The organism is Cupriavidus sp. FW306-01-F10A (assembly GCF_058782785.1).
In genome coordinates this window covers 170,809-188,541 of record NZ_JBYSYA010000012.1, presented here as the reverse complement: position 1 = coordinate 188,541, position 17,733 = coordinate 170,809, and the positions used below count along the sequence as shown (strand labels likewise).

The following is a 17,733-nucleotide window of genomic DNA, read 5'->3' as shown; positions in this document are numbered from 1 at the left end:
GATGCTGCCAGCCAAGGTGCGCACTGCCGCGCCCCAGTCTTCTCCGACAGTCTTCCCTTCTGCCGCGGTCGCGCGGCCGGCCGGCGGCCGGCTGCTGTCCATCGACGCTCTGCGCGGACTGGTGATCCTGATCATGCTGCTGGACCACGTGCGGGACATGTTCTTCCTGCACGTCCAGGTGGCCGATCCCATGGATGTCGCCACGACCTCTCCGGCACTTTTCTTCAGCAGGCTCGCCGCGCATCTGTGCGCACCGGTTTTCATCTGGCTGGCCGGCGTATCGGCGTGGCTCTACGGTGCCGCCGGCCACGACCGGCGCGCCGTCAGCGGCTTCCTGCTCAGGCGCGGCGTGTTCCTGGTGCTGCTGGAGGTGACGCTGGTCGGCTTTGCCTGGACCGGGACCTTGCCGCCGCAGGTGATCTACCTGCAGGTGATCTGGGCCATCGGCCTGAGCATGATGGCGCTGGCGGCACTGGTGTGGCTGCCGCGGGCGGTGCTGATTGCCGCGGGCATTGCGCTTGTTGCCGGCCACAACCTGCTGAGTCCGCTGCATTTCCCGGTTGACAGCGCCTGGCACGTGCCCTGGGCCATCCTGCACGACCGCACCTGGATCGAGGTGGCTGACGGCTTCAGGGTGCGTACCTCATACCCGGTGCTGCCGTGGATCGGCGTGATCGCGCTGGGCTATGCGGCGGGGCCGTGGTTTGCCGCCACGGTGCCTGCCGCGGTACGGCAGCAGCGGCTGGCTGGTCGCGGGCTGGCGGCGCTGGCAGGCTTTGCGGTGCTGCGCGCGCTGAACGGCTACGGGCAGGAGCAGAAATGGCTGGCGGGCAGCGATGCCTTGCATACCGCGATGAGCTTCCTCAACGTCACCAAATACCCGCCGTCGCTGCTGTTCCTGCTGCTGACACTGGGCGTGGGCTGGTTGCTGCTGGCGTGGCTGGAGCGAGCGCAGGGCGGCTGGATCGCGCGGCGCCTGGCCGTGTTCGGCGCCGTGCCGATGTTCTTCTACCTGCTGCACCTCTACGTGCTGCAGGGGCTGTACCAGGCCTGCGTGCACCGCTGGGGCCTGAACCAGGGCAGGGTGTTCGGCCTCGACCACGTCTGGCAGCTGTGGCTGGGGGCGGCCGTGCTGGCCCTGGCGCTGTGGCCGGCGGTGCGCTGGTTCGCGGCGCTGAAGGCAAGGCGGCGGGACTGGCGCTGGCTGAAGTACTTCTGATCAGCGCCTGGGTCCCGCACGCCCCTAGCTTAGCGCGGCGTAGCCGCGACGGGTGCCGGCTGTGCCGCCGCCGGGGATTGCGCCGGAGCCTGGGGTTGCGCTACAGCCTGGGGCTGGGCTGCTGCCTGGGCCGGTGCCACGGTTTGAGGCTGTGCGGCGGCTTGAGGCTGCGCCACGGCCTGGGGCCGCGCTACGGCCTGAGGTTGTGCCACGGCTTGAGGCCGTGCCACCGCCTGGGGCTGTGCCGCGGCTTGCGGCCGCGCGGCGGGTGCCTGGCGTGCGCCGCCATTGGCCGCCGGCGCAGCCTCGGTCACCTCGCGCCAGCCGCCGCCCAGCGACTTGTACAGCGATACGCGGCTGGTCAGGCCGGCCAGCTTGTACGTGATCAGCGCCTGCTGCGCGGTGTAGAGCTGGCGCTGGGCGTCGAACACACCGAAGTAGTCGTCCACGCCGTTCTTGAAACGCATTTCCGACAGCCGCCGGGTCTCGCTGCCTTCGCGCACCAGGGCTTCCTGCGCCTGCACCTGGCGCTCGTAGGTGGCGCGTGCCGCCATGCTGTCGGCGACCTCGCGGAACGCGGTCTGGATGGTCTTCTCGTAGTTGGCGATGTTGATGTCCTTGCGCACGTTGGCCGCATCCAGCCCGGCCCGGTTGCGCCCGGCGTCGAAGATCGGCACGGTCAGCTGCGGCGCGAACACCCATGCCATGCCGCCGGAGAACAGCCCCGCCAGGCTGCTGCTAGCTACGCCCAGCGCGCCGGTCAGCGAGATGCGCGGGAAGAACGCCGCGCGCGCCGCGCCGATATTGGCGTTGGCCGCCTTGAGGCGGTGCTCGGCGTTGAGGATGTCGGGGCGGCGCACCAGCACGCTGGACGGCAGCCCTTCGGGGAACTCGCTCACCAAGGCGCGCGCGTCCAGCGGATCTCGCGCGGCCGCGTTGGCGTTGGCAGTTGCCGCGCCGGCATCGGTCACGGATTTCGGCAACGGGCCGCCGATCAGCAAAGACAGCGCGTTCTCATCCTGGGCCACCTGCCGCGTGTATTGCTCAACGCCCACCTGCGAGGTCTGCACCTGGGTTTGCGCGCGATGCTGGTCCAGTTGCGCCATCGCACCGACCTGCCGCCCGCGCCGCACCATCTCTGCCGCGTCCTGCTGTGTCTTCAGCGTGTCCTGCGACAGCTTCAGCAGTGCGCGGTCGGCCAGCAGCGTCAGGTAGGCGTTGGCCACCTCGGACACCAGGCTGATCTGCGCACTGCGGCGCGCTTCTTCCGTAGCCATGTATTCCTCGAGCGCGGCATGCTTGAGGCTGCGCACCCGGCCGAAGAAATCAAGCTCGAACGCGGTGAAGCCGATGCCCGCGTTGTAGGTGGTGATCTGCGGCGACTGGCCCGCCGCGCGCAGCCGTTGCGGCAGCCGCTGCGAGACCATGCCGGCATTGCCATCCACCGTGGGGAATTGCGCCGCGCGCTCGATCTGGTACAGCGCGCGCGCTTCGTCGATGGCAAGCGTGGCCATGCGCAGGTCGCGGTTGTTGGCCAGCGCCAGTTCGATCAGCTGGCGCAGTTGCGGGTCGACGAAAACATCGCGCCAGCCCAGGTCCGCGGCCGAAGGGCCGGCGGGTCGGGCCGGCTGGCCCGGCTGTGCCGCGCCGGCCTGCGGGGTGCGGTAGGCAGCGCCTTCCGGCCACGCTGACGGGACCGGCGCGTCGGGGCGCTGGTACTGCGGCTCGAGCGTGCAGGCCGCAAGGGCCAGCACGAGTGCGCCGGGCAGCAGCAGGCGCGGCGGGGGCAGGGTACGGGGGCGTGGCAGGCTTCGCATGGATGGTTCCGGAGAGTGGGGATTGTTATCTGGCATGGTTCAGCCCAGCAGCGCGCGCCGCACAAAGCGCGACAGCGCCAGCTTGGGCTGCCCCTGCCGGGCAATGTTGTGTGCGGGATCGGTGAACAGCAGCCGGATCAGCGCGTGGCGCGCCGCCATGCCGGCGTTCAGGGCGATGCCCAGCAACTGGCCGTCGCGGCGCACCACGCGGCACGGGATCCAGCCGGTCTGCGCCAGCCACAGCGCGCCCTCGGTGCCGGCGGGAATGGCCGGCGCCAGCGGCGTGGTGACGGCCACGCCGTTGCAGGAAAGATCCCTGGTGGTGACGCGGTATTCCTTGCCATGCACGCGCAGCAGCGCTGCCGCGCGGTGCGGGAAGCGCTCTTCCTTGCGCGGGCGCGGCAGTTCCACGCAGACCAGCAGCGAGGCCAGGTACAGCATCAGCGCCACCCCGGTCCAGATGGTGTTGAAGGCGAGCCCTTGCGCATCGGGGTCCACCACCAGGGCGCGGCCCAGTCCCAGCGCGGAGAAGCCCAGCAGCCCCGCGTACAGCGCCGCGAACTTGCCGTGGATTACCAGCTTGGAGCGGTCCAGCCCCTTGTTCGTGACCTTGAACGGCCGCCCGAACGGCTTGAACATCGCGCTTACCAGCGATGCGGTGACGGCCAGCGCCGCCACGATCTGCGTGACTTCGGTGAAGATCGGCAGCGCGCGCTGGCCGGTGATCCAGATGCTGTACGCCCAGTACGCCACCAGCGCCGGCAGGCCGTAGGCGAGGAACTGCAGCGGCTCGCCGTAAAGCGTGGAGACACCGAGGTACCAGTACAGCAGCGGCCCTGCCAGCAGCATCAGCGTGAATGGCCGCGACAGCCAGTGCAACAGGCCGTGCACGTAGTGCAGCCGCTGCATCCCGGTGTAGCCGCGCCCGCGCAGCGGCCCGTCCGCGGTCAGCGCCACCTGGATCGTGCCCAGCCCCCAGCGGCTGCGCTGGCTGATGTACTCGGGCAGGCCTTCGGCTGACAAGCCCACGCTCAGGCGCTCATTGAGCCAGCGCGTGATATAGCCGTGCGGCAGCAACCGGTAGGTCAGGTGGATATCCTCGGTCACCGTGCCGGTGGGGAAGCCGCCGATCAGGTCGATCAGGTCGCGCCGCACCACGAACGAGGTGCCGATGCAGAACGCCGCGCCCCAGGCGTCCTTGGCCGGCTGCATCACGTCGAAGAAGGCGCGCTGTTCATCGACCCAGCATTCGGTGGCGCGCAGGTTGTACTGGATCGGATCCGCGTTGTAGTAGAACTGGGGTGTCTGCACCACGCCCACGCGCGCATCGCTGAACAGGCCCACGGTGCGCAGCAGGATATTGCGATGCGGTGCGAAGTCGGCGTCCAGCACCAGGATGTAGGGCGCGCCGCCGGCCGCGGCGCTGTGGCGCAGGCCGTTGTTGAGATTGCCGGCCTTGGCGTGGGCGTTGTCCGGGCGCGTCACGTAGTGCGCGCCGACGCGTTCGCAGAACTCGCGCAGCCAGTCGCGGCGGGTGTCGTCCAGCACCCAGACGCGGAAGTCGGGATAGTCTATCGCCAGCGCCGAGACAATGGTCTTCTCCAGGATGTCCAGGCCTTCGTTGTAGGTGGCGATGAAGATGTCCACCGGCGGCACCTGCTTCGCGCGGCGCAAGGCGGCCTCGCCCGCGTCGGCGTCGGGGGTGTGGTTGCTGGTGCGCGCCAGCACCACGATCGACAGCAGCGTATAGGCCAGCGTCATGCATTCGAAGGCAAAGAACACATGGGCCCACACGCTGGCGAAGGTCATCTGCCAGTCCGGCAGTGTTTCGCGGATGCGCCAGGTCAGGTACACCGCCAGCAGCAAGGCGGTGACGCCGCCGAACAGCACGCGGTCCGCCGGCCGGTCTTGCCGGCACAGCATCGAGAGCAGCACCATCGCCAGCAGCACGCCGCCGTTGATGACCAGCAGCGTCTGGTTTTCCAGAAACAGGGCGAACATCGTCACTCCTTGGCGGCGGTGTTGACAGGGGCGGTTGCAGGTGCCGCGGCCGCAATGGCCGGCGGCGGGCAGGACGGTTCCAGGCATCCGCCCGGACGGAAGGGGTTCCAGCGCGCCGCGGCCAGCACGGCCCATGCGGTGGCGCCCAGGTGGGGCAGGTGGAAGTAGTGGAAGTCTTCCGTGGTCGAGGTGGGCCCGATCGACAGCCCGGTGCTGATGCGCGCCTCGGGCGTGGCGTAGAGCATCCCGGACGGCGCCCGCTGCGACAGCAGCAGCTGCCACAGCGGCTGCGCCTGTTGCGCCTGCCCGGCGGCCTGCAGCACCAGCGCGGCCTGCCCGGTGCCTTCGGTCCAGATGCCGTCGGGGCCGCCCTTGAAGCCGTAGCCCGCGCCGGCGCGATGCTTGGCCTCCACCCACGCCAGGTTGCGGCGCCAGTCCTGCGGCGGGTCCGGGATCGCGATCAGCGGCCACAGCACTGCGTCCAGCGCCGACGGGCCGGCGTTTGGCGCGCGCCCATCGTCGCGTGTGCCGATGATGAAGCGGCCCTCGCGCGCCTGCCACATGGCGCTGACAAAGCCGCGCGAGCGCGCCGCGCCATCGCGCCAGCGCGCATCGTTGCGCTGGCTCGCGAGCCAGCTGAAGGCGGCATAGGTATCGACGTTGTGCTCGGTCGACTTCCAGCCCTGGCGGGTCTGTTTCGGCTCATGGCCGAAGAAGCCGCCGATATAGCCGGCGGGCGCGCCCGAGTCGGGCACGATGGCATGCACCCAGCCCATCAGCGCGGCGGCGCCATCGAGGTAGCGCGCATCGCGCGTGGCGTCATGCACGGCCAGCAGCAGCAGCGCGGCCCAGGCCACGTTGCCGGTGGCAGTGCCGGCCTGGTAGGCATCTTCAAACCAGCGCTTGCTGGGCTCGTCCCACCAGCCTGGCAGGGGTACCGGGCCGGCCGGCAGCGGGCCGGCGCGATAGGCGTTGCGCAGGCGCGCATCGCGGAAGTGGCGGTCCTGGCGAGTTGCCTGCAGCACGGCGTCGGCAATGCGGCGCGCTTCGGCGGGACGCTTGCACGCCACCAGCGCGATGCCGGCCAGCGCGTTGTCGTAGACGAAGGCGGCATTGCGCAGCGCCGGGGCCAGCGGCTCGCCGCCCGGCGCGGGTTCATAGCTGGCGAGGAAGACGGGGCCGTTGCCGCTTTCACGGCTGACGCGCTCGGCCAGTGTCTTGCAGCCGTCGGCCAGCAGCGTCTGCTGGGCAGGCTCGGCAGCGCGCGCCGCGCCTGGCGCCAGCGCGAGCACGGCGGGCAGCAGCGCGCCGGCAACCAGGCGGGGCAGGCGTGTCGTCGGGATCGGCAGTCGCATCCGGGTCTCCTTTGCCTGCGTCGGCGGTTATATCAGCGATGCCCGCAGCTGGCCCAGCCAGCTCTGGTTCAGCGTCACGCGCGCCCAGCGGCCCATGCCGCAATGGCCCGACTGGCTTGGCCCTGCCGCTGCCCGTGTTGCTGTCGCTGAGGCAGCCGCCTTGCCCGGCACGTTGTCCAGCGGGCGGTCGAGCTTGGCGATCACATAAATCTCGTTCTTCTCGATCGGCGGGAAGGGCACGAAGTAACGCGCCTGGTCGCCGTCCGGCGCGCGCGGCAGCACCTCTGCCACCGATGCCGGCAACGCCGTGGGCACGCCGTCGACATTCACGTTCAGCCGTGCACCGGGCAGCAGGTTGTCGCTGAGGCTGCGCGGGAACACCGCCACCACGCGCGTCTGCGCGCAGTTGCTGGCGCGCGCCAGGGTGGCGCCGGCGGCCACGCGCATGCCGGGCTGCGCGATCAGGTCTTCGATGGTGCCGGGTTCGGCCGAGCGGATCTCCAGGTTCGAGAGCCGGTCGAGACGCTCCTGTTCCGTGGCGATCATCTCGTCGACCGACTTGCCATAGGCCTCCAGTTGTTCCAGCTCTGCCGTCAGCTGTGCCGATTCCGCGCCCAGCACCTGGCGTCGCTGAGCCAGCGTGGCGCTGGGGCCGTCGGTGGATGAGGCATAGACCTTGTTGCGCGCGGCCTCGCTCACGCTGACTGCGTTATCGAGCTCGGCCTTGGCCGCTGCCTTGGCATTGGTGAGCATCGACAGCTGGTAGCGCGAGGCATTGGTGTAGGCCTCGCTGACGGCCCCGGCCCACTGCATGCTCTGGTTGCGGTTGACCACTTCCTGCTGCTGGTCTTCCTGCGCCCTGGCCGATGCCAGGCGCGCCTCCAGGGCGCGCACGCGCGCCCCGTGCTCGCGTTGCGCAGCGCTGTTGTAGCGTTGCAGGTCCTGCTCGGTGGCGGCCATCAGCCGGCGGTTGCTTTCCAGCCGCGCGCGGGCGGAGTCATGGCGCTGCTGGTTGTCGAGCTTCTTGCCGGTCAGGTCGACCAGCAGCGAACGGTCGATGTTCGGGTTCTGCACGACCATCAGCGCCTGGTTGGCCGAGAACGGCTGGCCCGCGGCCACCATCTGCTTCATCACGATGCCTTCCACGGGAGAAGTCACCAGGCTGACCGGGCTGTTCACCACGGCCCGCTCCGACGAGCGCGTAAACACATTTGGAAACATGATTGTCAGCACGGCCCAGATGATGAACAGCACCACGCCGTAGCCCGCCATGCGCGGCACGATGTGCCAGAGCGGCACGGTAACGGGCTGCGGGCGTTGCACCAGGCCGTCGCCGTGGGGCTGGCGCAGCGGAGCCGGGGTCAGCGGGTGTTGTCTGGGTGGCGGATTATTGCGCTGGTCGGCCATGGTGTTGTTCTCCGGCAAGCAAAGTCAAAAAGCGTCCCCGCCGGCATGCACAGGGTGCATGCCGGATGAGCGAAATTCCAGGCAAGCGGGTAGCGTCGCGCAAGGGCTGTCGCGCGGTGCCCGGCTTGCATGTCCCCAATTCAGCTTGTTGTCTGCAGCGCGCTCGATGTGGCCAGGCCGTATCGGTGCGCCTTGCAATCGGGCCGACAAGCGGCCCGTGGATTTGCCCGGCTTCATCCGGGCAGAGTTGAACAATGGCCAGTCAATGGCCAAGAAGTGGCAGCCCGCTGACGCAAAGATTCATGCACTCAGGCCGCCGTGTGTGAGTTAAAGGCTAGTCAGTTGCCCCGTCCCTTGCTGTAAAAATGTGTAAGGGGAGGCTGTAGCACTGCTTAACACGGCAGTAACATGGCATGCGACGAACGACGAATGGAGCACAAATTGACGGGGCTTTGACGCAGGTGAAGAAATTGAATCCGGCAGCGATGGCAGTTGGCGCGCGCTGCGGTGACGCGGCTAATCGTCGGCGGCAAGTGGCGGCGCGATGTGCTCCAGCGGCCGCCGCTCGGCGTCGATGCCGAAGCGCAGTGCCAGCAGCCCGGCGACGATCACCAGCACCGCGCCGAAGCCGTAGCCTGCCGCCACGGCTTCGCGGCTGCCGCTTTCAATCAGCGCGCCCAGCAGCACTGGCGCGATAAAGCCGCCGGTGCCGGTGCCCACGGCATAGAACACCGAGATCGCCAGCGCGCGCATTTCCAGCGGGAAGACTTCGCTGGCGGTCAGGTAGGCGGAGCTGGCCGCGGCCGAGGCCAGGAAGAATACCGCCGACCAGCACAGCGCCTGGCCGCGCGCATCGAGCCAGCCTTCAACGAAGGCCCAGCCGGTCAGTGCCAGCCCGATGCCGGACAGTACATAGGTGGCGGCAATCATGCGCCGGCGCCCGATGTGGTCGAACAGCGGGCCAAGCAGCAGCGGCCCCAGGGCGTTGCCCAGCGCAAAGGGGAAGATATACATTGCCACGCGCGCTTCCGGCACGGCATAGAAGCGTGTCAGCACCAGCGCATAAGTGAAGAAGATCGCGTTGTAGAAAAAGGCCTGCGCCACCATCAGCGCCAGCGTGATCATGCTGCGGCGGCGGAAGCGCCGCAACAGCAGGCGCATGACTTCGCCCACGCCCGGCGCGGCGCGCCGGCGCATCGCCACCGCGACGCAATCGGGTGCCACCGGCGGCAGCGGGCCGTGGCGGGCGCGCACCTCGGCCTCGATCGCGGCGATCACGCGCTCGGCCTCTTCCAGCCGGCCGTGGGTGGCAAGCCAGCGCGGGCTTTCCGGCACATGCTTGCGCACCAGCACGATGGCCACGGCCAGTACAGCGCCCAGCGCGAAGCAGACGCGCCAGCCCCAGACCGGGCCGAACACGCGCGCATCGAGCAGCACCAGGCTCAACCCGGCGCCGAGTGCCGCGCCCAGCCAGAAGCTGCCGTTGATGGCCAGGTTGACGCGCCCGCGCACGCGCGCCGGGATCAGTTCGTCGATGGCGGAATTGATGGCCGCGTATTCGCCGCCGATGCCAAGGCCGGTGAAGAAGCGGCAGGCCGCAAAGAAGGCAAAGCCGGGTGAGAACGCGGTGGCCAGCGTCGCCACCATGTAGACCGCGAGCGTGGCCAGGAACAGCCGCTTGCGCCCGAGCCGGTCGGCCATGCGCCCGAACACCAGCGCCCCCAGCACCGCGCCGGCGATATAGAGCGAGCCCGACCAGCCCACCTGCGTCGCGGTCAGGCCCAGCGTATCGGGGCGCTCCAGCACGGCGCCGACCGAGCCCACCAGCGTGACTTCCAGGCCATCGAGGACCCAGGCAACGCCCAGCGCAATCGCCACGCGCCAGTGCCAGCGCGACCATGGCAGGCGGTCCAGCCGCCCCGGAATGTCGGTGCGGAATGCGGTGTCGACGGGAAGGCTGGCGAGGGCGGTATCGGTTGGCATTGCCAACCAGTATAGGAAACGGGGGCAAACGGGTGCCGCAGCGTTCAGCGGTACAGCACCGTGGGCAGCCAGAGGCCGATGCCGGGGAAGACGTAGAGCAGCACCAGCGCAATCAGCTGGATGCCCATGAACGGCAGCATGCCCAGGAAGATCTGGTTCAGCGTGACATGCGGCGGCGCCACGCCCTTCAGGTAGAACGCGGCCATGGCCACCGGCGGCGACAGGAAGGCGGTCTGCAGGTTCAGCGCCACCAGCAGCCCGAAGAACAGCGGGTCGATGCCGAAGTTGTCCAGCAGCGGGATAAAGATCGGCATGAAGATGATGATGATCTCGGTCCATTCCAGCGGCCAGCCGAGCAGGAAGATGATCAGCTGCGCCAGGATCATGAACTGCACCGGCGACAGGTTCAGCGACAGCACCCATTGCTCGACCAGCGCCTGTCCGCCCAGCAGCGCGAACGCCGCAGAGAAGATCGACGAGCCCACGAACAGCCAACACACCATGGCGCTGGTCTTGGCCGTCAGCAGCACCGATTCCTTGACCACGCGGAAGTTCAGCTGCCGGTACGCTGCCGCCAGCAGCGCGCCGCCGAGCGAGCCCACCGCCGCGGCTTCGGTCGGCGTGGCCAGCCCGAACACGATCGAGCCCAGCACCGCCAGGATCAGCAGCGCCAGCGGGAAGAACGACGACAGCAGCATCTTGAAGATTTCCAGCCGCGCGAAGCTGAAGCGCCAGTAGAAGTACACCAGCACCGCCGCCACGGCCGCCAGCGTGATCCAGAACCAGCGGGGCGCAGATACCGCAGCTGCCGCCGGCACTGGCGCTGGCTGCGCCCCGGCTTGCGCTGCGGTCGTGGGTGCAGGAGTGGTAGCGGCGGGAGCGGCCGGCGCTGCGGGCGCAGCTTCCACTGGCGGCGCCTGCAGGTCGTCGAGTGATGCGCTGCTTTCCTCGGCGCCTCCCATCGACAGCGGTGCCTCCACCGCGACGCTGGCGGCGGGCGCGGTGACCGCGCTGTATATCGTTCCCATCACCAACACCACGGCGATCGCCGGCAGCAGCACGATGCCCAGCTGGCGCGCGAACACTGCCGTCGGCAGGTCGGCATTGCGCGGGCCCTTGAGCGCGCGCATCAGGCCGGCACCGAGCGCAGGCAAGGCATGGGTGGCGCCGCCGGCTTCCAGCGTGCGCGCCACCGGCGGCAGCGGCACCACCCGCTCGGCTTCCGGCAGCGGCGGCGCGAGCGCGGGCTTGAGCTTGGCCAGGATCAGGATGTAGAGGATATAGAGCCCGGTCAGCATCAGGCCCGGGAAGAACGCGCCCGCATAGAGCTGCACCACCGACACGCCCGCGGTGGCGCCGTAGACGATCAGCAGCACCGACGGCGGGATCAGGATGCCCAGGCAACCGCCCGCGGTGACCGCGCCGGCCGACAGCGAGGTGTTGTAACCCGCGCGCAGCATGGCGGGGAAGGCGAGCAGGCCCATCAGCGTGACCACGGCGCCGACGATGCCGGTGGCGGTCGCGAAGATCGCGCAGGTCACCAGCGTGGCCACCGCGAGCGAGCCGGGAATCCACGCCAGCGCAAGGTGCAGGCTGCGGAAGAGCTTTTCGATCAGGTTGGAGCGCTCGACCAGGTAGCCCATGAACACGAACAACGGGATCGAGATCAGCACGTCGTTGGTCATGACCGCATAGGCCCGCTGCACCATCAGGTCCAGCGTCTGCTGCACCGCGATCGAGGGGTCGGCGTGGCGGTAGGCCAGCCAGGAGAACAGCACGCCCATGCCCATCAGCGTGAACGCGGTGGGGAAGCCCAGCATGATCGCCACCACGATCAGCGCCAGCATCAGCAGGCCGAGATGCCCGTTGGTCCAGTCCGCCGGCGCGGGCATGAACCACGCCACGGCGCCGACGATCAGCACCATCAGGGAAACGCCGAACCACAGTTCCTTCCTCATCGGCCGGCTCCAGGCTGGTCGTCGCGCGGCGGCGGTGACTCGGCCAGCTCAGCGGTAGGGGTGCCTTGCACCATCTCCTTGAGCTGCTCGACATCGACTTCCTCGACATCGCCTTCGCGCAGCGGCCAGCTGCCGTTCGCCAGGCACAGGATGCAGCGGATGGTCTCGGCCACGCCTTGCAGCAAAAGCAGCGCGCCGGCCACGGGAATCACTGCCTTGAACGGATAGATCGGCGGGCCGTCGGCGGCGATGGAAGAGTGTTCGTCCTGTGCCAGCGAGACCTCGAAGAAATCGATGCCGGCCCAGGCCAACGCAATCACCCCGGGGAAGAAGAAGGCCAGGTAGAGCACCAGGTCGATTGACGCCTGCATCCGCGGCGACAGGAAGCCGTAGAGGATGTCGCCGCGCACGTGGCCGCGCTTGGCCAGGGTATAGGCGCCGGCCAGCATGAACAGCGTTCCGTACAGCATATTGCTGGCGTCGAACACCCAGGCGTGCGGCGTGCCCAGGACATAGCGCGAGAACACCTCGTAGCTGATCATCAGCGTGAGCCCGATGATCAGCCACGCGCCGGCCTGGCCGACGAAGGTGCTGATGCGGTCGATGCCAAGCAGCAGGCGTTGCACGGTTTGGCCCCCGGAGTGGCGCGGCTCAGGTGCGTTTGGAGAAGTAGTGGCTCGTTGCCAGCCGGAAATCGACGTTAGTGTCGTTCTGCCAGCGCGTGGCGCGCTCGGCGAAGGCCTTCATCGAATCATTGACCTTCTTGAACATCGGGTTTTCTTTTTCCTTGCGCGCCACGATCTCATCCCATACCTTCAACTGCGCCTGCAGCACCGAGTTGGGGGTCGCGTAGAACTTCACGCCTTGCTTCTGCAGCGCCTGGTAGTCCTTGGAATAGCGGTCGATCGCCTTGATCGACATATCCGCGGACGCCGCCTCCACCGCGTTGGCGATCAGCGCCTTGAGCTTGGCCGGCAGCGCGTCATAGCGCTTGCGGTTGAACAGGATCTCGAACTGCTCCGAGGGCTGGTGGAAGCTGCGCAGCATGCAGACCTTGGACACGTCCTGGAAGCCCAGCGCGCGGTCGGAGCTGGCGTTGTTGAACTCGGCCGCATCGAGCAGCCCGCGGTCCAGCGCCGGCACGATCTCCGCGCCCGGCAGCGCATTCACCGCGGCGCCCAGGCCGGTGAAGATGTCGATCGACAGCCCGACCGTGCGGAACTTCAGCCCCTTGAAGTCTTCCGGCTTGGTGATGGGCTTTTTGAACCAGCCCAGCGGCTGGGTCGGCATCGGGCCATACAGGAACGACACCACGTCCAGGTTGAGGCTGCGGTAGATCTCCTGCTGCAGCTCCTTGCCGCCGCCGTACTTGTGCCAGGCCAGCAGCATGTTCGGGTCCATGCCCCAGGCCGGGCCCGAGCCCCACAGCGCCAGCGCCGAGTTCTTGCCATACCAGTACGCGATCACGCCATGGCCGCCGTCCAGCGTGCCCTTGCTGACCGCGTCGATCAGGTCGAAGGCCTTGACCACCGCGCCCGCGGGCAGCAGCTCGATCTTCAGGTCGCCGCCCGACATATTGTTTACCTTGGTGACGAAGTCGCCGGCGAACTCATGGAAGATGTCCTTGGTGGGCCAGGTGCTCTGCCAGCGCATCGTGACCGGGCCTTGCGCCTTGACGATGGCCGGGAAGCCCATTGCCGCGGCGCCCGCGGCCGCACCGGCGGCCCCCCCAAGGAAGCCGCGCCGGGAAACGCCTGGCTTGGTTTCCGCTTCAGGTTTTGCTGCGCCTGCTTTCCTTGTCCTGGATGCCATGACCGCCTCCATTTGCTATGTGTTGGATTACCCGCGAGCGCCGGCCATGGGGGCCGAGACAACTCGCCACTGACGCGAACATCGGAAAAGTCGGGAAATCTGGAGCATGCCGGGCCAGTGGCCGCGCGGCAGGGGCGGGCGTGCAGGTGGCCCGTGATTCCCTTCATGGTAGGAAAGGGACAGGGAACCACAATCTAGGGATTACCCGCGCGGTGGGGGCCCGCGCACTTTGGCGGGGCCGGCCGATGCCGCGGACCTGGGGCTGGGCGCTCAGGTGCGGGCGATGCCGACCGTGAACTCGGCCTCCAGCAGCCCCGCTGTATCGGCAGCCTGGCGCACGCGCATCTGGTTCGGGTGCGACCCCGCGATCGGGTCCTGCGTGGTGGCGCGAGACGGCACGCCGCGCGCGCGGTAGGCCGGGTGGCTGCCCAGCACCTCGCGGTTCAGGGTATCGCTGAAGTACAGCTGGCTGGTCAGGGCTTCCGACCGCCCCAGCAGCACCTTGAAGTGGATATGGATGGCGCGTGGCGCGTACCAGCCGGGATAGATCGACGTGAACGTGGCCACGCCGTCCTGGCTGGTAGGCTGGACGCCACGCAGGAAACGCGCCTGGCGGTTGCCGCGGCCCTCGCCGCTGTAGTTGCCGTCGGCATCGCAGTGCCAGATGCTGACCAGCGCACCCGGCACCGGCCCGCAGCCGCGCCCGGCATCCACCACCCGGATGCGCAGCCGCAAGGGCTGGCCGGGCCGGTCGTCGCGGATGTCGGTGCGCACCAGGGCATCGTCAAGGTAGAAGGGGCCTTCGGTGGCGGCGGGCGTCAGCAGGCAGGCGGCAGGAGTGGCTGCTGCCGCCCCGGGCGCAATGCCGGCAGCGGCAAGCAGGCCGCCCAACTCATGCAGGAAGCGGCGGCGCGCCGCGTCGGTGGCTGCCGCGCTATCGGCGCCAATTGCCGGGCGCACTGTCATGGTGGGCTCCGAGGTGATCCGCGTGCGCCTTGCGGCGCGTGGTGCTGCCGCGCTGGCGCCGGGACGTCAGCGTCCCATCGCCTTGAGCATCGAGTAGCCGTGGCTGGTGATGCGCGGCTCCTGCCGGCGGCCGTGCAGGATCTCAAGTTGTACGAGTTGCTTTTCGACCAGTGCCTTCAGGTCGATGGGGTCGATCTGGCGGGAATCGCTGGAATCGAGGGAATCGGGGCCGTCGCTCAGCAATAGCAGCGTGGCAAGTTCATGCGGGCTCAGCACGTTCGTCTCCTTGGCTAGAGGGGGGCGTTTGCTGGGAGTCTGCGCGGCGCAGCAGCGCCAGGCGCGGGAAGATTGTCAAGAAGCCCTGGAGACGATGCGGCACATGCCGCCCATGCGTGCTGCGCCGCGGTGAAATGCTGCGGCGCGGCATCCTGTCTCCGGCGACTAACTGGTTTGACGAGGCCGGCAGCACGCGGTTCCGTGCAACCGCTCGACGGTTACATGTGACCGGGCGTCGCACCGCCGTCATCGTCATCCGTCGTTCATTATCAGCCTGTCACGATGACAATGTGATGGCCATGCCGATACTGTGGAATTGGGCGGCAGCCTACCGCCCTTGCACCGCTTGCGCCGCATCGCGGCGTCTATCGGCCCTGCTGCTCGCGCCACGCCTCGTACAGGTCGATGCCCTCGTCACGCGCCGGCACGTAGGCCAGCGTCATCTCCCGTTGCTCCAGCGGCCGGGCCAGCTCGATATAGCCGCGCTCCGCGGACAGGTCATAGGGTTCGCCGTCTTCATTGGAGTAGGCGTAGTAGACCGCCTTCACGCCGGCCAGGTACATTGCCGACAGGCACATCGAGCAGGGGTAGCCGCTGGCGTACACCGTGCAGCCGCTCAGGTCCGGCTTGCCCAGCGCCCGGCTGGCGGCGCGCACGGCCTGCATTTCGGCGTGTGCGCTCGGGTCGCAGGTGGCGTCTACCTCGTTCACCGCGCGGGCCAGCACCTCGCCGTCCCTGACGACCACGGCGCCAAAGGGCCAGGTATTGCGTTCGCGCACGTTCCCCATGGCGAGGCGGATGGAATCAAGCAGATAGGCTTCTGTCGTGGACACGCGTTGTCTCCGTTGAGGCCTGGCCCGTGCAGGCGGACGATGGTTCGGGCCTCGGGACTATAGGCCAGCGTGCGCCGGCATGGTGGCGTGGGCTGTTATAGGGCGTATTTGGGCCGCGCGCGAGCCGCGCCGGTTATTGGCGATGGCACTGGCGCGCATTCGAATCCTTAACTTCGCGTGGCGTGGCCCGCATGACAGAATGCGCCAGACCGCATCGATACCCCCATACCACTCACACCCGACGCATCCGCACGGAGGAAAGAACATGCTGGCGGCGCGCCTGTCCATCTGCCTTGCCCTGGTCATTGCCATGCTGACATCCATCCCAGCCGTCGCCGGCGGCCCGCCCGAACAACAGCTGCGCGAGGCCGCGGCCAGCGGCAACGCCGCGCAGGTCACCGCACTGCTAGGCCAGGGCGCCAGCATCGATGACCGCGATGCGCAGGGACGCACGGCGCTGCTGCTGGCCACGCACCACAACCGCGTGCAGGCGGCCAGGGTCCTGATCGATGCCGGCGCCGACGTGAACGCGAAAGATGCCATCCACGACAGCCCCTACCTGTACGCCGGCGCGCGCGGCTACAACGAGATCCTGCGCCTGACGCTGGCCCACGGCGCGGACCTGCGCAGCACCAACCGCTACGGCGGCACCGCGCTGATTCCCGCCGCCGAGCGCGGCCATGTCGAGACCGTGCGCACGCTGATCGCGGCCGGCGTGGCGGTGAATCATGTCAACAAGCTCAAGTGGACCGCCTTGCTGGAGGCCATCATCCTTGGCAACGGCGGGCAGGCCCATACCGAGATCGTGCGCCTGCTGGTCAAGGCGGGCGCCGACGTGAACCTGGCCGACGGCGACGGCGTCTCGCCGCTGCAGCATGCGCGCCAGCGCGGCTATACGCAGATCGAGCAGATTCTGAGCGCCGCCGGCGCACGCTGAACCTTGCGCCGCAAGGCGGCTCGCTCTCGCCTGCCTCATATATACTGTCAGTGTGCATACAAAATGGTGAGAGCGATGTCTGCGAGAGCGAAACGCAACGCAACGAGCGGCAGTCATGAGGTGGCGGATGCCGTGCCGGAAGCCGATCCGGCAAAGGAGTTGCTCTGGGCCCGCCCGGGGTTCCTGGTGCGGCGCTTGCACCAGATCCACGTCGCGATGTTCTTCGAGGAGTGCAAGTCGCCCAATATCACGCCCGTGCAATATGCCATCCTGACGGTGCTGTCGGTGCTGCCGGGATTGGACCAGACTTCGCTCGGGCAGGAGGTCGGCCTGGACCGGACCACGACCGCCGACGTCGTGCGCCGGCTCGAGGAGCGCGGGCTGGTAGAGCGCCGCGACAACCCCGCCGACCGGCGCACCCGCCATGTCCACCTGACGCGGGAAGGCAAGAGCGTGGTCACGGCGCTGCGTGGCGACATGGCGCGTGCGCAGGAGCGCATGCTGGCGCCGCTGAAGCCCGCCCAGCGCGAAGTGTTCATGGACCTGCTGGCGACGCTGGTGGAAGCCAACAACCAGTACAGCCGCACCGTGCTGCGCAGCATGTAGGCCCGACGGCGGGCGCAAGGCCCGCCGCGCCCACGCGCTAGACCGGGTAGACCAGGTCGTTGGCGATGATGGTGGTGTCGTAGACAACCTGCCGCTCGCGCAGCAGCAGCCTGCCACCCTGGCGGCGGAAGCGGTCGTAGTAGGTCCCCGCCAGGTGGATCGTGGTGGGGCCCTCCACCAGCGTCTGCAGCAGCATGTAGTTGGCCTGTGCCACGATATCGCCGTCCGCGGTTTCGTCGCTGACACGCGTGTTGGTCACCAGGTGCAGGTTGTAGCGCGGCGCGAACATCTGGGTATTGGCAATCGCAGCGGCGCGGTCGCGCATCATGCCCACCCCTTCGGCGTAGACCAGCCCCACCGGCAGGTTGCGCTCGGCATTCTCGCGCGCGGTGATCCGGTAGAGCGCGTCCTCGGTGAAGAAGCGGGGCCATTGCTCGACCAGGCCGGCGTCGAGCACCGCGCAGTATTCCGCGTGGAAGGCCTCGATCTCCAGCCGCAGTTCAATGGCGCGCGCGGTGCCGAGGGCGCTCTCGCGATAGAGGGAATAGTTCATCGGTTTCATG

The 17,733-nt window shown here is 68.4% G+C and carries 15 protein-coding genes; 3 read left to right on the top strand and 12 right to left on the bottom strand.

Translation table 11 applies throughout. The annotated features are described in order from the left end of the window. Window position 1 precedes the first annotated feature (1 nt). Window positions 2-1,219: an acetyltransferase domain-containing protein gene (locus AC3WLF_RS18930; RefSeq protein ID WP_492319084.1), complete on the top strand. Its 1,218-nt coding sequence runs from the start codon at window positions 2-4 to the stop codon at window positions 1,217-1,219. Window positions 1,220-1,248: 29 nt separating this feature from the next. Here the strand turns inward: AC3WLF_RS18930 and AC3WLF_RS18925 are convergent, their stop codons facing one another. The 11 genes from AC3WLF_RS18925 to AC3WLF_RS18875 form a co-directional block, all read right to left on the bottom strand. Next, complete coding sequence (locus tag AC3WLF_RS18925) at window positions 1,249-3,036, bottom strand: efflux transporter outer membrane subunit (RefSeq protein WP_492350995.1); 1,788 nt, start codon at window positions 3,034-3,036, stop codon at window positions 1,249-1,251. Between the two features lie 39 nt (window positions 3,037-3,075). Next, a complete protein-coding gene (locus AC3WLF_RS18920) occupies window positions 3,076-5,037 on the bottom strand; it encodes a glycosyltransferase (protein ID WP_492319086.1) in 1,962 nt (653 codons plus the stop codon). A gap of 2 nt (window positions 5,038-5,039) precedes the next feature. Beyond that, on the bottom strand, window positions 5,040-6,392 hold the full coding sequence (locus AC3WLF_RS18915; RefSeq protein WP_492358626.1) for a hypothetical protein: 1,353 nt from the start codon (window positions 6,390-6,392) through the stop codon (window positions 5,040-5,042). Between the two features lie 27 nt (window positions 6,393-6,419). After that, complete coding sequence (locus tag AC3WLF_RS18910; protein ID WP_492319088.1) at window positions 6,420-7,799, bottom strand: HlyD family secretion protein; 1,380 nt, start codon at window positions 7,797-7,799, stop codon at window positions 6,420-6,422. A 516-nt stretch (window positions 7,800-8,315) separates the two neighbouring features. Next, window positions 8,316-9,782, bottom strand: a complete 1,467-nt coding sequence (locus AC3WLF_RS18905; protein WP_492319089.1) for an MFS transporter — start codon at window positions 9,780-9,782, stop codon at window positions 8,316-8,318. A gap of 44 nt (window positions 9,783-9,826) precedes the next feature. Continuing rightward, window positions 9,827-11,740 (bottom strand): TRAP transporter large permease, encoded by a 1,914-nt coding sequence (locus AC3WLF_RS18900; RefSeq protein ID WP_492358625.1) that lies wholly within the window; start codon window positions 11,738-11,740, stop codon window positions 9,827-9,829. Beyond that, window positions 11,737-12,366: a TRAP transporter small permease subunit gene (locus AC3WLF_RS18895; RefSeq protein ID WP_492319091.1), complete on the bottom strand. Its 630-nt coding sequence runs from the start codon at window positions 12,364-12,366 to the stop codon at window positions 11,737-11,739. Before AC3WLF_RS18895 ends, AC3WLF_RS18900 begins: the two co-directional genes overlap by 4 nt. Before the next feature lie 25 nt (window positions 12,367-12,391). Further along, window positions 12,392-13,435: a TRAP transporter substrate-binding protein gene (locus AC3WLF_RS18890; protein WP_200872559.1), complete on the bottom strand. Its 1,044-nt coding sequence runs from the start codon at window positions 13,433-13,435 to the stop codon at window positions 12,392-12,394. 387 nt (window positions 13,436-13,822) lie between these two features. Further along, window positions 13,823-14,518 carry an intradiol ring-cleavage dioxygenase gene (locus AC3WLF_RS18885; protein WP_492319092.1) on the bottom strand — a complete coding sequence of 232 codons (696 nt, stop codon included), beginning with the start codon at window positions 14,516-14,518 and terminating at the stop codon, window positions 13,823-13,825. A gap of 66 nt (window positions 14,519-14,584) precedes the next feature. After that, the gene (locus AC3WLF_RS18880; RefSeq protein ID WP_035819482.1) at window positions 14,585-14,794 is read right to left on the bottom strand and encodes a hypothetical protein; all 210 of its coding nucleotides are present in this window, start codon (window positions 14,792-14,794) and stop codon (window positions 14,585-14,587) included. Between the two features lie 365 nt (window positions 14,795-15,159). Next, window positions 15,160-15,627 (bottom strand): nucleoside deaminase, encoded by a 468-nt coding sequence (locus tag AC3WLF_RS18875; protein WP_492319093.1) that lies wholly within the window; start codon window positions 15,625-15,627, stop codon window positions 15,160-15,162. 265 nt (window positions 15,628-15,892) lie between these two features. Here AC3WLF_RS18875 and AC3WLF_RS18870 point away from each other — a divergent pair, with 265 nt between their 5' ends. Together AC3WLF_RS18870 and AC3WLF_RS18865 are read left to right on the top strand one after the other, a co-directional pair. After that, the gene (locus AC3WLF_RS18870) at window positions 15,893-16,564 is read left to right on the top strand and encodes an ankyrin repeat domain-containing protein (protein ID WP_492358624.1); all 672 of its coding nucleotides are present in this window, start codon (window positions 15,893-15,895) and stop codon (window positions 16,562-16,564) included. A gap of 75 nt (window positions 16,565-16,639) precedes the next feature. Next, entirely contained in the window at window positions 16,640-17,170 is a 531-nt protein-coding gene (locus AC3WLF_RS18865; RefSeq protein WP_492350992.1) for a MarR family winged helix-turn-helix transcriptional regulator, read from the top strand. A gap of 37 nt (window positions 17,171-17,207) precedes the next feature. Here the strand turns inward: AC3WLF_RS18865 and AC3WLF_RS18860 are convergent, their stop codons facing one another. Further along, a complete protein-coding gene (locus tag AC3WLF_RS18860) occupies window positions 17,208-17,723 on the bottom strand; it encodes an aromatic-ring-hydroxylating dioxygenase subunit beta (protein WP_492319096.1) in 516 nt (171 codons plus the stop codon). Between the last annotated feature and the right edge of the window lie 10 nt (window positions 17,724-17,733).

Excerpts from the sequence above, each read along its gene's own strand:
- AC3WLF_RS18930 (WP_492319084.1), top strand. The coding sequence starts at position 2 with ATGCTGCCAGCCAAGGTGCGCACTGCCGCGCCCCAGTCTTCTCCGACA.
- AC3WLF_RS18925 (WP_492350995.1), bottom strand. The coding sequence starts at position 3,036 with ATGCGAAGCCTGCCACGCCCCCGTACCCTGCCCCCGCCGCGCCTGCTG.
- AC3WLF_RS18920 (WP_492319086.1), bottom strand. The coding sequence starts at position 5,037 with ATGTTCGCCCTGTTTCTGGAAAACCAGACGCTGCTGGTCATCAACGGC.
- AC3WLF_RS18915 (WP_492358626.1), bottom strand. The coding sequence starts at position 6,392 with ATGCGACTGCCGATCCCGACGACACGCCTGCCCCGCCTGGTTGCCGGC.
- AC3WLF_RS18910 (WP_492319088.1), bottom strand. The coding sequence starts at position 7,799 with ATGGCCGACCAGCGCAATAATCCGCCACCCAGACAACACCCGCTGACC.
- AC3WLF_RS18905 (WP_492319089.1), bottom strand. The coding sequence starts at position 9,782 with ATGCCAACCGATACCGCCCTCGCCAGCCTTCCCGTCGACACCGCATTC.
- AC3WLF_RS18900 (WP_492358625.1), bottom strand. The coding sequence starts at position 11,740 with ATGAGGAAGGAACTGTGGTTCGGCGTTTCCCTGATGGTGCTGATCGTC.
- AC3WLF_RS18890 (WP_200872559.1), bottom strand. The coding sequence starts at position 13,435 with ATGGGCTTCCCGGCCATCGTCAAGGCGCAAGGCCCGGTCACGATGCGC.
- AC3WLF_RS18885 (WP_492319092.1), bottom strand. The coding sequence starts at position 14,518 with ATGACAGTGCGCCCGGCAATTGGCGCCGATAGCGCGGCAGCCACCGAC.
- AC3WLF_RS18870 (WP_492358624.1), top strand. The coding sequence starts at position 15,893 with ATGCTGGCGGCGCGCCTGTCCATCTGCCTTGCCCTGGTCATTGCCATG.
- AC3WLF_RS18865 (WP_492350992.1), top strand. The coding sequence starts at position 16,640 with ATGTCTGCGAGAGCGAAACGCAACGCAACGAGCGGCAGTCATGAGGTG.
- AC3WLF_RS18860 (WP_492319096.1), bottom strand. The coding sequence starts at position 17,723 with ATGAACTATTCCCTCTATCGCGAGAGCGCCCTCGGCACCGCGCGCGCC.